This is a genomic window from Pedobacter gandavensis, from assembly GCF_032678465.1.
Taxonomy (GTDB): Bacteria; Bacteroidota; Bacteroidia; order Sphingobacteriales; family Sphingobacteriaceae; genus Pedobacter; species Pedobacter gandavensis_B.
In genome coordinates this window covers 251912-266671 of record NZ_JAVTSK010000004.1, presented here as the reverse complement: position 1 = coordinate 266671, position 14760 = coordinate 251912, and the positions used below count along the sequence as shown (strand labels likewise).

Sequence of the window (14760 nt, the reverse complement as noted above, 5' to 3'; positions counted from 1 at the left end):
AGAAAGGTTTTTATGCGAATATAAGATTAATGAGCTAAAACTTCTTCGCTTTCTGCAACTTCTACTTCGCCATCAGCAGTAAGTTCAACCAATTTCACCCTTTTAATTTCGTTTACCATTACCGGGTCATATTTTGCCTTTACTTTTACATAGTTTTTCGTAAAACCATGCATGAAACCATCCTTCTGATCGTCTTCAAAAAGCACTTCGCCAACAGTACCAATTTGTGACTGGTAGAAAGCCCTGCGTTTTTTATCCGATAAGATGTGCAGCATTTTACTACGGTCTGCTCTGGTACTCCCTGCCACACGCCCTTTCATTTCTGCCGCTTCAGTTTGCTCACGCTCAGAATAAGTAAATACATGCAGGTAAGAAATGTCCAGTTCATTCAGGAACTGGTAAGTATCCAGAAAATCGTCATGCGTTTCCCCAGGGAAACCCACAATCACATCTACCCCGATACAGCAATTAGGAATTAATGCTTTAATCTTCGCTACACGTTCAGTATAGAGTTCTCTTTGGTAACGTCTTTTCATTAAGCCTAGAATCTTATTAGATCCTGATTGTAATGGAATATGAAAATGAGGTACGAATCTTTTTGATTGAGCCACAAACTCAATGATCTCATTGCTCAGCAGGTTTGGTTCAATAGAAGAAATACGGATTCTTTCAATTCCATCTACTTCATCCAACGCCTTCACCAGATCAAAGAACTTATCTTCTCTTTTACCATCCCTGATCCCGAAATCACCCAGGTTTACACCTGTAAGTACAATTTCTTTTACACCGCTTTCTGCGATTTGTTTCGCTCTGTTCAGTACATTTTCAATGGTATCACTTCTGCTGCCACCTCGTGCTAAAGGAATGGTACAGTAAGTACAAGGGTAATCGCAACCATCCTGAACTTTTAGGAAAGTCCGGGTTCTATCTCCAATAGAGTATGCTGCAATAAAGTTATGGTTTACTTTTTCTATATTTTGCTGATGAATAACGGCCTTTGGCTGTTTCGTTAAATCAGAAATGTATTCTACGATACGGAATTTTTCGGCAGCACCCAGGACCATGTCTACACCTTCAATTTCAGCAATTTCTACTGGTTTCAGCTGTGCATAGCAACCTACAATGGTGACATAGGCATCCGGTGAATATTTTAGCGCTTCTTTTACCACCTTGCGGCATTTTTTGTCCGCGTGTTCCGTTACAGAGCAGGTATTGATCACATATACATCTGCCCCTGCTGTAAAGTCCACCACCGAATAACCGGCATCGGTAAATAATCTCCCTATAGTTGAAGTTTCTGAAAAATTCAACTTACAACCTAGTGTATAAAATGCAACCTTCTTCATTTAGCCCTTATAAAATTTCTTTGAGAATGCGCAAAGATAAGGTTTTAGACGAGATTATCCCTCATTCCAGCGGTAACTATCCTGGCGGAGACCAGCAAGGTCTATGACGCGGCTAACCACTGTTTGTGCCACTTCCTCGATGGTTTTTGGTAGCGAGTAAAACGAAGGACTTGCCGGACAAATGATGCCTCCAGCTTCGGTCACTATCTTTAAATTATTGATGTGAATGAGACTAAAAGGCGTATCACGCACTACAGCGATCAATTTTCTACGCTCCTTCAACACCACATCGGCCGCTCTGCTGATGAGGTCATTGGAAATACCATGGGCAATTCTACCCAGTGTCCCCATAGAGCATGGAATGATAATCATAGTGTCAAATTTTGCCGAGCCCGAAGCAAAAGGAGCATTGAAGTCCATTTTTGGATAAAATTTATAAGGGTAATGATCATAGTCTTCATTCCCCAACTCAAACCTCCAGACTTCTTTCGCATTGTCCGACATCACGACCGCTACAGTCTCTATCTGATCAGCAAGGACCATCAGGTTATCAAGAAGTAGTTTAGCGTAAATCGAGCCGCTGGCTCCGGTAATGGCAACAATGATTTTCTTCTTATCCATAAGCGGAACAAAGATAAAATTAAAACAAATACAGTGTATCGAATGTAGTGATCAAAGAAAAGGTAGCTTTTTTGTAAGCCTTCATTAAAAAAATGGCCTGGAAGGCCTAAAACAAAAAAAGGATCGGAAATAAATTTCCGACCCTACATCTACCTATGAAAAACATACCCTCGAAAGGGTAAGCTCAAATGTAATTAACTTTTTGGTTAAATGAAAGTTTAAACACTTTTTTTTACAACAAATGCTACTTTAAAAGCAATTAAAACGAGTTATTTTACCCTAAAAAGATTGTTCTCGCTCAATATCTGCCAGTTAGCTCCAACTGCCTTTTGCTTTAAGCGCAAAGACATTATTTTTCCCTGTTCTTGTAACCCATAAATTTTGATCGGATGGTATCCTGCTTTCAATTTCACGGTCCTCTCCAGCTCCTTACCTGGCCTATAGCCATAGTCAGCATCCAGCAATTCAGCTTCATGTAAACGCACATAGGCCTTTCCATTAGTTTCAATAGAGAAACTATATTCCCCATCTTTGGGGGCTTTGAACCAGGCTTCATACAAGACCATACCCGGAAGCTTGGGAACACCATTATGTTCCATCGCCTTTGCAGTACCTTTCTCTTGAACAGCTGTCCCTTTTTCGCTCGGCACATATTGAAAATCCCCTCCAAAAAATTTCCAGCTTAAACCCGGAATTAACCTGGATTTAGGATTTACTGCAGGAATAAATGCCGCATCATAAGGACGGCGAGCCTCTGCATCTACTTTTCTAACCTGTAATACTTTTTCTTTCATGCTTTCCTGCAAATTGCGATAGGCAGGATCAGTTCCCAGGTTGCTACTTTCCTTTGGATCTTTTACTACATTATAGATCTCAAAATCATCCGCAGCCGATTGAATATTATAGCGCACACCAACGAGATCACCCATACGGATCATTTGCATCTGATTACGTTTTCGCCCTCTTCTACTAGCTTCGAATTCCTTAAAATTCGGTGTGTTTCCTCCTTCTGTGTATTCAACATAAACCTGAGCCTGCTCCTGTCGGCCTTTCCCGGTTAGGCTGGGCAACAAGGAAACTCCATCCAATCTGGCTGGGGTAGGGATATAAGCTGCTGCTGCAAATGTACTCATCCAGTCAGACAGCATGCTTGGCGTATGGATCGTTTTACCCGGCTTTATTTTTGCCGGCCAGGAAACCAGGGTAGGCATTCTCAATCCACCTTCCCAGACATCTCTTTTGATGCCATCAAAAGGGCCATAACTTCCAAAAAACTCCGGACTGTTCGCCACATAACCTTTTGGCAGGTAGGATTCAATTGAGGGGCCATTATCAGAAGTAAAAACCACCATAGTATTTTCAGCGATGTTCAGGTCTTTTAAAAGCTGCAGGAGATCACCTATGGCATCGTCAATTCTACGATTTGCGGTAGCATAACGTTTATAAGTATCCGGCCATGGTTTTTCTGGGGTGTTCACATTATGGTCATTATCATAAGTCGCATTTTGGTAGTCAGGGTGCACATAACTGTCTATTTCACCCGAAGCAGTGTTGATCATCATTCCCTCTTTCCCTTTCCATTGTAAACCACCTTTTAAACCAGCACCTGCAGGATACGCCTGAGTGGGTAACTCCAATACCGCATGTGGCGCATCATAAGCCAGAAACATGAAAAATGGTTGTTTCTTATGTTTTCCTTGCTCATGATCCACAATCCACTTTTTCGCATAAGCAGTCCATAGATCTGTGGTATAGCTTTTACTCAATCCGGCAGCTACATTGGTAAAATTATCATAGACTTCTTTTTTACCTCTATATAAACCTTCAAAAGGATAATGTTCATGACCGTCTGCATGCCTCATATACCCATAAAATTGATCAAATCCCCGCTTTAAAGGATGTGCCGGCCAGTTAGGTTCATCTTTCGTTTCGCCTTGTAATCCCCATTTACCAATCGCTGCAGTAGCATATCCTGCCCCTTTCAATAGATTGGCAATGGTATGGTTATCTTCAATTTGTTTGTCGAACTGATTGTCTCTTACACTGGCATTGCCCTGATTCATTCCCGTCATAAAGGAAGCCCTCGATGGCGCACACACCGGAGCATTGCTATATTGGTTACTGAATTTTGCACCCGATGCAGCCATCTGGTCTAGAAAAGGTGTCAATTGATATGGCAAGGCTTTATTGCCTTTTTGTTTGCGTTGATTCTGAAAAAAAACACCCAGGTCTCCATAACCCAAATCATCCGTTAAAATAAATATGATATTTGGGGCATCAGGATGAGTAGGTTTTTGTAATGTCTGAGCATTAATACAGGTTGGAATAACTGCAATAGGAAGCATAAAGACCATGATCATGGTGCTCCAGGTTCTTTTCATCATGTTGGCTAAGGTTATTTATGTGTTAGGGAACCAAAGTTATCAGTTTTTATGAAAAATGGCCTAATGTAACCCGATTATACTGAGTTGCTTATCTTTTGGGAAAGTTAGTACTTAGATCATTCAGCAATATTGGCGATTATTACAGTATTAATGAATTTACAAGGTATTTATAAAAGATTTTTATATTTTTAGCCTGACCTAACCAAATTTCATGAAGCCACAACTACTCAAAGTTTCAAACAACCTTGTGAATTCATTTAGTGCAAGGAGAGACAAAGTCCCCTACATCAACAACCGTTGGCATTACCATGCGGAAGTAGAGTTAATTTATTTTAAAAAAGGAAATGGTACCCAATTTATCGGCGACAGTATTAAACGTTTCAGGTCCGGAGACTTGGTGTTGATCGGTGCTCACCTCCCCCATTACTGGAGATTCGATGATAGCTATTTCGTAGAAGACGAACAGGAAAATGCAGATGTGGTAGTTGTACATTTCTGTGAAAACTTCTGGGGAAACCATTTTTTAAACCTGCCGGAGAACAAAGCCTTAAAACTGATTCTCGAAAAAGCACAAAGAGGAATTCAAATCTCCGACAAAGTAAAAAACGCTATCGGAGAAATTATGGAATCAATTTTATTATCTGAAGGCTCCAAAAGGATTATTCTTTTGATGGAAGCATTACTGGCCATTGAAAATTGCACACAGCATGAATTGCTTTCCTCCATCGGTTTCCGCCATGATTTTGAAGAAATTGAAAATGACCGCATCAATGCGATTTACAATTACTCCTTAGCAAATTTCAAAAGAAAAATCCAAATGGAAGAGATGGCGGCAGTGGCCAATATCAGTCCAAATTCATTTTGCCGCTATTTTAAATCAAGGACCAGGAAAACTTACACCCAGTTCATCTCTGAAATCAGAGTCGGACATGCTTGCAAATTGCTGATTGAGGACAGCATGAATGTAAAACAGATCTGTTATGAAAGTGGGTTTCATAACTTTGCCAGTTTTCACAAGCACTTTAAAATCATTACTGGAAAAAGCCCATTAAGCTACCAGAAATCTTATCTACAGAAATAACCCATAAATCACACACACAACGAAACCTAACCATTCTATGAACAAAAAGACCTTATTGTCTGCCTTATTCCTTTGCCTGTCGGTCAGCGCCAGCAAAGCACAGGTAAACAACTCCAAAGAAAAGACCAGTACCAATGCCAAAAAAATGGAATGGTTTACCGATGCTAAACTTGGCATTTTTATCCATTGGGGCATATATTCCGTAAATGGAATTTCAGAATCCTGGGCATTTTTTAACAACTACATCAACCATGATAATTATATGAAACAATTGGATGGTTTTAATGCCTCCAATTACCAACCGGAAGAATGGGTTAAGCTGATCAAAGAAAGCGGAGCCAAATATTCAGTCATCACCACTAAACACCACGATGGGGTTTCTTTATGGGATACAAAAGCCCATAATGCTACCACCACGCTCAAACATAGCGCAGCAAAAAAAGACCTGATTAGTCCATTTGTCAAAGCATTGAAAGCTTCTGGCTTAAAAACAGGATTGTACTTCTCTTTACCGGATTGGAGTTATCCAGACTATGATGTGTTCACTAGAGAACATAAAAGATATCAATTGAAAGCAGAACCAGAAAGATGGAATACCTTTCTTAGCTACTACCAACAACAACTAAATGAGCTTTCTGCTAACTATAAACCTGATTTAATTTGGTTTGATGGAGACTGGGAACACAATGGCGAAGAATGGCAGGCACAAAAAGTGCTTAAAAACCTGCGCAGTTACAATTCAGACATCATTATCAACTCACGCCTAAATCACCATGGGGATTACGAAACTCCTGAACAGGGCATTCCTGTAGTAAAACCTGCCGGAGACTACTGGGAATTGTGTTACACCATCAATGATTCATGGGGTTATCAGCCATACGACAACAAATATAAATCCCCAAATATGATCATCCGCACCTTGGTAGACTGTATTAGTATGGGTGGAAATCTATTGTTAGACATCGGCCCTAAAGCTGATGGAACAATTCCCGAACAACAAGTTAAAGTGCTAAAAGGCCTGGCCCGCTGGACCAGCAAACATGACGAAGCCATTTATGGAACACGCTCGGGTATCCCTGCGGAACATTTCAACGGAAAAACCAGTCTTTCTAAAGACAGGAAAACATTATATCTGTATGCCGACTGGAAGCCTTATGAAGGTGTCTTCAACTTAAATGGCATCCTTTCAGCAGTTAAATCTGCTAGAATCGTAGGCAACAACCAAGTTTTAAGAGTAAAAAAAGAAGGCAATAACCTGACGCTGACCATTCCTGAAAACGCAACCGATCAGGACGTCACCGTAATGGCAATTCAATTCAATGAACCCATCCGTTTAGCAGAAAAAACAGCTGTAGTTGCAACGTTGGCTCCTCAAAAAAAAGGCAGTATAAAACAACAGATTACCCAGATTACCAGTGCCATTCATGATGGAAATAACCCATTCGATCAAACAAAACTTACCGTAGACGGATTAGGCTTAGCCTCAGAAAAAAACTCACTATCTCCTGAGCTTTACAACTGGATCACTAAGAATTCAGAAAGTTTATACAAAACAACAAAGGGACTCCCGGAAGGACATTACCAGGGTAAAAGTGCATTGTCAGCAGATAAACAAACCTTGTTCCTGTTCGTAGAAGGTAAGCCAACAGGCCCGATTGCCTTGAAAGGAATTAAAAATAAAATCAGTAGAATCCGTGTAGTTGGTGAAGGCACCATGATGGAGCCGGAAATTTACAATAAATTGTACTGGAGCGCAGTTCCTGGAATTGTATACATTCCTGTTCCTGAAGACCGCTTAGACAAAAGCTTAACTGTAATTGCAGTATTACTGGATGGTCCGATAGAACTGTATCGGGAGAAAGTAGGTGCAATAGAAAGTAACCTTTAATTCATCCTGCATTCTTTAATAAGGCCCCTGCATGACAAATACGGGGGCCTTATAGTATACTTTAAAAACTTACTGCATGGTCTTCCGGATACAACTGTCCCGACCATGCTTTTTTCCCTGTCCAATCCGCTGCCGGACTACTCCAAAAAACATCATCTGCAGGCAAACCCAAGGGCAGAAAACCAACGCTGCATAAGTACAAACTTCCTGTGCTGATATAAGTCTCCGCAGCTTCCAACTGATGTCCGCAAAAACCGATTTGCAACCAGCCTGTAGCGCTAAACGTTCCTTTCATTCCAAACTGCCTTTTCATGACTGCCGTGAGTGCTGAGCGTACCTGTGCGGGACTGATCATGGCGGGCAACTGATGGTTTAAAGCCAGCTGTCCTAAAGGCTGAAATGCCCCAACTCGGTAAGCTACCGATCGGCCTATTGCCGGATATGAGCCTTCAGGAGATATCATACGCTCCTGACTAGCGCCAAAACGTTGCATCCTTCTTAATATCAGTTGATAATCTTTTTCAGGATACAATCCTTTTCCCTGCAATACCTTAACAATATCTACCAGCATAGGATGAATCACAAAGCCATTATAATAGTCGAAATGAAACTTCTCACCATCCCCATACCAACCATCTCCTTTATACCATTCATGATGTTTATCAATAGCATAAGTCACTTTTTCCTGCTGCCAGTCTTCTCCAATGCTCAAGAAGAACACCTCAACCATCGCAGCAAACAACAACCAGTTATTTTGTCCGGGTTTAATCCAGCTGATATTCCGGAAAGCAGCAATCACCTGCTGCTTCCCTTTGGCAGAAAGTGGTTCCCATAGCTGCAAAGGAGCGCGTAAAAAAGCATGTGCTAGAAAAGCAGCGTCTACAAGTAACTGAGATTCTCCCTTTTTCAGAAAATCAGTATAATCCGGACTTGCCGGGTCAACGATATTTATAATACTTTTCCTCGCCAACTCTGCAAATTCAGTCCTCTTTAAACCCTCCTTTGATTGGTCTGCCGGTAAAGAAAGCCAGCCGGAAATTCCAGCCAGTGTTCTTCCCAAGGCCTCAAGATAGGTCACCTCAGCGACTTTTTTTGCATATCCTTTCGGAGTTTCGAGCGGCATATTTTTCTTTAATTCCCCTTTTGAGGCATTTCTCAATACTGGTTCCGCAATACGAATCATAAGTTCCAGCCAGTATTCCCGATCGGATTGAGCAACCGTAAAAGTCTCTGGAATTGCTGCTATGGCTTTCCCTGGACTGATAAAACCAAATAATCCGGCTAAAGGCGCAATCTTAAAAAAGTTTCTTCTTTTCATTAAATTCTAATTTGATCTCCTTAAATTAATCTGCAGTATCAAAGCGTTTTACACCTGAACCCACCTTTACCGGTTCCGGGAATTTGCGAGTCTGTGCCGGATCATAATAATAAATCCCCGCTTGCTCATAAAGTGGATAATGTCCTTTTAAGCGCTGCATGAATGCAGAGAAATCCTTTCCTATCTTTGGAGACCATGCGGCTTCTGCCAAAGCAGAAATTCTTGGAAATAAGAGGTAATCCAATCTTTGGGTATTCGGAACTGTTTCCGTCCAGAGGTTGGCCTGAATGCCCAGAATTTGGTTTTTAGCGACAGTCTGAGACTGGTAACTATCTGCAGAAAATGAATAAACACTTTCAATCGGGTTGTATAATTTGCCCCATTTTCGACCATAGGTATGGGTGCTGTCCTGCACAAAATCAAAATACAGAGGTAATCTTGGACACAATACCGTCTCATATCCATGACTCAATGCCTGTTTCAAAACCGCCGGCTGATCATGGCGCCACCAGAAGATAATGGTTTTGTCTTTTGGAAGTCCGGCTTCTGCCATCTCATCCCAAACCAATAGTTTTGCATTCATTTGATACACAGAATCGGCCATCCTTTTCATGAAATAAGTCTCCGCACCTTTAGTACCTGCTAGATTTTTATCCTTTATCAAAGCTGAAATGTCCGGATCTGTTGCCCATTTATGATTACCATAACTTACCTCGTCGCCACCAAGATGAATCATCGCAGATGGGAACAACACGTTGGTCTCCTTTAAAATGTTAGTCAGGTAGGCATATGTACGCTCTTTACCAGGATTGAAGGTAAATTCCGGATGACCCGGCCCTCCACCTCCACTAAATTCAGGATAGGCTCTATTGGCTGCTGTAGCATGTCCAGGCATGTCAATCTCAGGAATTACGGTAATGAACCGCTGTGCCGCATAAGCTACCACTTCCTTAATCTGTTCCTGTGTATAGTATTGTGCAGGTGTAAATTCACTTAAAAAATCACCGATTCCACCAATCAATGTAAGTTTAGGATACTTTTTAATCTCTATACGCCAGGCCGGTTCATCGGTCAAGTGCCAATGCAATTTGTTTAATTTATAAAACGCCATCCAGTCGATGATAGATTTTACCTTCTCCATACCAAAGAAGAACCTGGACTCGTCTAACATGAATCCTCTCCAGCCATATGCTGGTTGATCTTCTATTTTCCAGGAAGCCAGATTCAAACCACCATTTTCCTTTTTCGTCTGCCTGATCAATTGCAGTAATGAAGTAGCGCCGTAAAAGACACCTGAAATTTCCCGGGCAGCAATGGTCACTCCATCGGAATTGATATCCAAGGTGTAAGCTTCTAAACCCTCCGTTTTTTTCTTTGGGGAAAGCAATAGTTTTATCGATGGATTTTTCACTACAGCTGGCTGAATGCCTATGGGTAAGTGCTGAGACTTTAACAATTCCGCCTGCAAATATTGAGCAATTGGTTTTAAGGCCTCATCATTTAAAATCAGAGGCGTGTTTACATTTAATAAGAATGTACCGTTTCCTTTTATCGCTTTAAGCGGTAAAGGAATAATCGGACAGTTATCCTGAGTACTCATTTTATGATCCTGAGCCAATAGCTTTTCCGGAGTTCCCAGAAAAAATGTGGCAAAGAACATCAAAGAGATTCCAGACAAAATGCTAATTTTCGATTTTATCATTTCTATTGATTTAATTGTTACGAAGGATTACCTTATCCAGGTAATCCGGTTGATTTTGATCATTTTATTGAAGAACCTGGTCATTTGACATTCCCAGCAGGCCTTCTGTTCGCCCCTTTCCGGTTTGTCAGGTCATCACCAAGATCTGCCCTTGCTTCTTCCGCATAAGCCTGTATCTGTTTCAGTATTTCAGGATAGTTTTCCTGCACATCATATTGCTCTCCAGGATCATGAGAAAGATTATACAGGGCCATTTTCACTTTTACATCTGGTGCAGGACCTGGATACCCCCCCTTTCCAGGTAAACTACCGGTATAGGTTCTGGAGGTATGTGGAAATACCAACTTCCAGTTTTTATAGCGTACTGCTTTCAGGTTATTCACATCATAATAATAGTAAAAAACCTCCCTTGGTCCTTTATTTGTTTTCCCAGTTAACAAACCGGAAAAATCAAGCCCATCAATTCTTTGAGTCGGCAATTTTGCATGAGTTAATGTAACAATTGTTGGCAGAAGATCCAGATTTAGCATCAATTGAGAATTCACACTTCCTGCGGCAATTTTACCCGGCCACCTGATCAGACATGGTATACGAGTTCCTCCATCCCAGGCTGTCCCCTTTCCTTCACGAAAACCTCCGGTAGAACCGGCATTGTCTCCAAAATTCAGCCATGGCCCATTGTCGCTGGTAATGATCAGAATGGTGTTTTCCGACAATTTATACCGGTCCAATGTTTTCATGATCTCTCCCACCGACCAGTCCAGTTCCATAATTACATCACCAAAAACTCCAAGTTCACTTTTCCCCTGGAAAGCTTTTGAAGCCGCCAATGGCACATGAGGCATCGGTTGAGCGAGATATAAAAAGAACGGTTCCTGCTGATGGGCAGTAATGAACTCCACCGCCTTTTTAGTAAAAGTACCAGTAAGTTTTCCCTGATCCTCCAGGTTGTCATTATAAGCGACCACCTTTTCACCGCTAATAATTGGCAGGCGAGGATATTTCCCCCTATAAGTTGAAGAATCCAAAGGTTTACCTGCATAGTCTACCGGCCACATATCATGCGAGTAAGGAATCCCATAAAAACTATCAAAACCAAAATATGTAGGCAGGAATGGGGCTTTGGAACCCAAATGCCATTTTCCCAGCATTCCTGTTTTGTATCCTTGTTTTTTCAACAGGGAGGCGATCGTTTCTTCGGAAGTATTTAACGCTGTTTTTGCTTCCGGACTTAAAGCATGGGCCAGACTGAGTCTGTTTGGGTAACATCCGGTCAGTAAGGCAGCCCTGGATGGACTGCATACGGCCTGTGCCGTATTGAAATGGGTAAGCCGCATCCCTTCAGTTGCAGCCTTATTAAAGTTTGGGGTAGGAATTCCGGTCATGCCATAAGGTTCCGTATCTCCATAACCCATATCGTCCATATTGATAATGATCACATTTGGACGTTCATTTTTCTTTTGCTGGGCATCCGCAATCTGCGAAACACCCAATAAAATAAGCAAAGATAAGCTGATCCTCTTCATGCTACCTCCCCATCCATCCACCATCTACCGTCATGACAGTACCATGCATATAGTTCGAAGCATCCGAAGCTAAGAATACGGTTGGTCCTTTAAAATCTTCCGGTTCACCCCATCTTCCCGCAGGAATACGCTCCATAATAGAACGACTTCTATCTTCATCTGCTCTTAAAGCAGTCGTATTATCCGTAGAGATATAACCAGGTGCAATGGCATTTACATTCAGCCCTTTACTGGCCCATTCGTTAGCAAAAGCCTTTGTCAACTGTCCTACCGCACCTTTACTTGCAGCATAGCCCGGAACAGTAATTCCTCCCTGGAAAGTTAACAGCGAAGCAGTAAAGATGATTTTTCCAGATCCTCTCAACACCATCTCTTTTCCAATTTCACGAGTCAGAATAAATGGTGCAGTCTGATTCACGGCAATCACCTCATCCCAATACTCATCAGGATGTTCCGCAATTGGTTTTCTCAAAATTGTTCCGGCATTATTCACCAGAATATCAATTACCGGATGCTCCAATTTTACCTTTTCAATAAATGCTTTTAAGGAATTGCGATCGTTGAAATTACATTGATAAGCATGGAAATTACGTCCCAATGCTTTAACTGATTTTTCCACCGTCGAATTTTCCAATTCCAGACTGGCAGATACGCCAATAATATCTGCACCGGCTTCGGCCAATGCTTCAGCCATTGCTTTTCCAATTCCGCGTTTACAACCTGTCACCAGGGCTATTTTACCTTTTAAATTAAATAAATTAAGTACCGACATTTGATATGTTTTTAAAATATGATTATTGAACACTTACCTTTAAAGGCTGTTCCAATGCTTGTTTAAAATTGTTCAGATAAGCAAACCAAGCCTCTGCAGTGGTAATTTCCCCCGCTTTATCCCATGCAGCACCATTATAATATACCACAGGGGATCCACTTTGTGCTTTTGTTTCAGCCAGCAATTGCTCTTTAGTCACCTTCATTTGAAGTTTAGGATCAGATAAAATCACACCGATTCCCATCGTACCATCAGCTCCATGTTGAGGTTCCCAATAGCCCATTACCCCCTGGCGTTCATTTAGCAAAATGGTTCCAGGTTCTGCTCTTTTAATGATCCCAACCACTACAGGTAAATCAGCAGATCCAGGATATTCATAATTCGCTTCCACTCTATTCAAATGAGAACCTGCATCAAGGGAAATCGTTTTCACAACTTTGACCAGTTTTCCAGCTACGTCCCAGTTTTCATAACTCAATTGAAAAGTAAAGCGCAATGCTCCCTGATCCAGGATTTTCCAGGTACGGTAATTTAAAGGATAATAAATCTTATCGCCAGAAATTGGTGCAATATCGCCAGCACCTAAAGTCAGGCCCACATGGTAATAATCGTTCCCATCACCCAGGTCTTCATGGTATCTTCCTCGTTTATAACGTTCGTTCAAAACCATTCTACTCACCCGCTTTCCCCAAACATCGATTCCATAGGCATTTTCTTTAGGGCTACTTTCCAGGGCTTTTCCGTACATACGAAAAGCAACTTTATCATTTTCCCAGGCAAAATCATCCTTGCGCTCAGGAATGTATCTTCCGAATGTCTTTTGAACTGGTTTTATTGCCTTTCCAGGAACAATCGTCAATTTAACACTGCCATTTGCCGGTACATCAATTTGTACCAATAAGTGCTGCGGAGTACGCAACCCCTTAAATTCCAATTGGAAGGGGACTTCCTTTTGCGCGGTATTTAAGACCTTAAAATTAGCAGTATCTATACCCGGATATTTAGCAAGTACACTTTCCCATGGGATAGCCGTTACCGCAGCTGTTCTCTTTTGCTTCGAAGCATTTTGAATAAGGATACTGGCCTTTGGGGTTTTAGTTTGTGCATTCAGGGTAGTTTGCAGACCTGCAGCAACCCATAAAAACAGGAGAATTTTTTTCATCGTTCATACGTTTAAAATCAGGTTATGCTGGTGACATAACCTGATCATTTGGTTTTTATTTTAGCTCAATAGCCAAGGTTATCTCAACTCGGTGATGGCGCAGTGGTCCATATCGCCATAATCCAGGTTTTCACCGGCCATTCCCCAGATAAAAGTATAATTGCTTGTTCCAGCACCAGAATGCACCGACCAGTTTGGCGAAATAATCGCTTGTTCGTTTTGCATCCACACATGTCTGGTTTCCTGTGGCTGTCCCATAAAATGACACACACTTTGTCCTTCCGGTACTTCAAAATAGAAGTAAACTTCCATTCTACGGTCGTGGGTATGTGCAGGCATCGTATTCCATACACTCCCGCTTTTCAGTTCTGTCATGCCCATTTGCAGCTGACAGGTTGGCAACACGCTGTTTACAATCAGTTTATTGATCACCCTGTGATTTGCTGTTGCTGCCGAACCCAATTCTACTACCTCCGCTTCCGCTTTAGAAACCTTTTTCGAAGGATAAGTATGATGTGCTGGTGCAGAATTAAGATAAAATTTGGCTGGCGTATTAGCTTCAACGGACGAAAAAACTACCTCTTTTGTGCCTTTACCCAGGTACAAGGCCTCCTTATATTCCAGTTCATAAGTTATTCCATCCGCAACTACAATACCTTTACCACCTACATTAATCATCCCTAACTCTCTTCTTTCCAGAAAATAACCGGCTTTTAAATTTTCAGGATTCGACAAACTTACTTCTTCCTGAACGGGCATCACCCCTCCGGTAATGTACCTGTCGTAATGAGATAAAGTCAAATGAATGGCATCCGCTTCAAAAAGCTGTTCCATCAGGAAATGATCACGTAATCCTTTGGTATCTAATTGTTTTCCTTCATTCGGGCTTAATGCGAACCTGCTGTCAAAATATGTTTTCATTGCTATTTATATAAAATTGATATGGTATGGCCTGTTTAC

General features: G+C 41.5%; 11 protein-coding genes. 2 read left to right on the top strand and 9 right to left on the bottom strand.

Annotated features, from left to right (window positions below):
• Positions 1–26: 26 nt before the first annotated feature.
• The 3 genes from mtaB to R2Q94_RS09745 form a co-directional block, all read right to left on the bottom strand.
• Positions 27–1346, bottom strand: coding sequence for a tRNA (N(6)-L-threonylcarbamoyladenosine(37)-C(2))-methylthiotransferase MtaB (gene mtaB, locus R2Q94_RS09755; RefSeq protein ID WP_316821266.1), 1320 nt, complete (start codon positions 1344–1346; stop codon positions 27–29).
• A gap of 54 nt (positions 1347–1400) precedes the next feature.
• Positions 1401–1967, bottom strand: coding sequence for a UbiX family flavin prenyltransferase (locus R2Q94_RS09750; protein WP_316821265.1), 567 nt, complete (start codon positions 1965–1967; stop codon positions 1401–1403).
• A 269-nt stretch (positions 1968–2236) separates the two neighbouring features.
• On the bottom strand, positions 2237–4351 hold the full coding sequence (locus R2Q94_RS09745) for a sulfatase-like hydrolase/transferase (protein WP_316821264.1): 2115 nt from the start codon (positions 4349–4351) through the stop codon (positions 2237–2239).
• Positions 4352–4562: 211 nt separating this feature from the next.
• Between R2Q94_RS09745 and R2Q94_RS09740 the strand changes: the two genes are divergently transcribed.
• Positions 4563–5432 (top strand): AraC family transcriptional regulator, encoded by an 870-nt coding sequence (locus R2Q94_RS09740; RefSeq protein WP_316821263.1) that lies wholly within the window; start codon positions 4563–4565, stop codon positions 5430–5432.
• A 37-nt stretch (positions 5433–5469) separates the two neighbouring features.
• On the top strand, positions 5470–7320 hold the full coding sequence (locus R2Q94_RS09735; RefSeq protein ID WP_316821262.1) for an alpha-L-fucosidase: 1851 nt from the start codon (positions 5470–5472) through the stop codon (positions 7318–7320).
• 61 nt (positions 7321–7381) lie between these two features.
• Here R2Q94_RS09735 and R2Q94_RS09730 read toward each other — a convergent pair whose 3' ends face one another.
• The 6 genes from R2Q94_RS09730 to kduI all read right to left on the bottom strand — a co-directional run bounded on the left by R2Q94_RS09730 (position 7382) and on the right by kduI (position 14721).
• Entirely contained in the window at positions 7382–8638 is a 1257-nt protein-coding gene (locus R2Q94_RS09730) for a DUF2264 domain-containing protein (RefSeq protein ID WP_316821261.1), read from the bottom strand.
• Positions 8639–8663: 25 nt separating this feature from the next.
• Entirely contained in the window at positions 8664–10340 is a 1677-nt protein-coding gene (locus tag R2Q94_RS09725; protein WP_316821260.1) for a beta-N-acetylhexosaminidase, read from the bottom strand.
• 80 nt (positions 10341–10420) lie between these two features.
• The gene (locus R2Q94_RS09720; RefSeq protein ID WP_316821259.1) at positions 10421–11845 is read right to left on the bottom strand and encodes a sulfatase; all 1425 of its coding nucleotides are present in this window, start codon (positions 11843–11845) and stop codon (positions 10421–10423) included.
• Positions 11846–11867: 22 nt separating this feature from the next.
• Positions 11868–12638: an SDR family oxidoreductase gene (locus R2Q94_RS09715; protein WP_316821258.1), complete on the bottom strand. Its 771-nt coding sequence runs from the start codon at positions 12636–12638 to the stop codon at positions 11868–11870.
• Positions 12639–12660: 22 nt separating this feature from the next.
• Positions 12661–13800 (bottom strand): DUF4861 family protein, encoded by a 1140-nt coding sequence (locus tag R2Q94_RS09710; protein WP_316821257.1) that lies wholly within the window; start codon positions 13798–13800, stop codon positions 12661–12663.
• A 78-nt stretch (positions 13801–13878) separates the two neighbouring features.
• Positions 13879–14721: a 5-dehydro-4-deoxy-D-glucuronate isomerase gene (kduI, locus tag R2Q94_RS09705; protein WP_316821256.1), complete on the bottom strand. Its 843-nt coding sequence runs from the start codon at positions 14719–14721 to the stop codon at positions 13879–13881.
• Between the last annotated feature and the right edge of the window lie 39 nt (positions 14722–14760).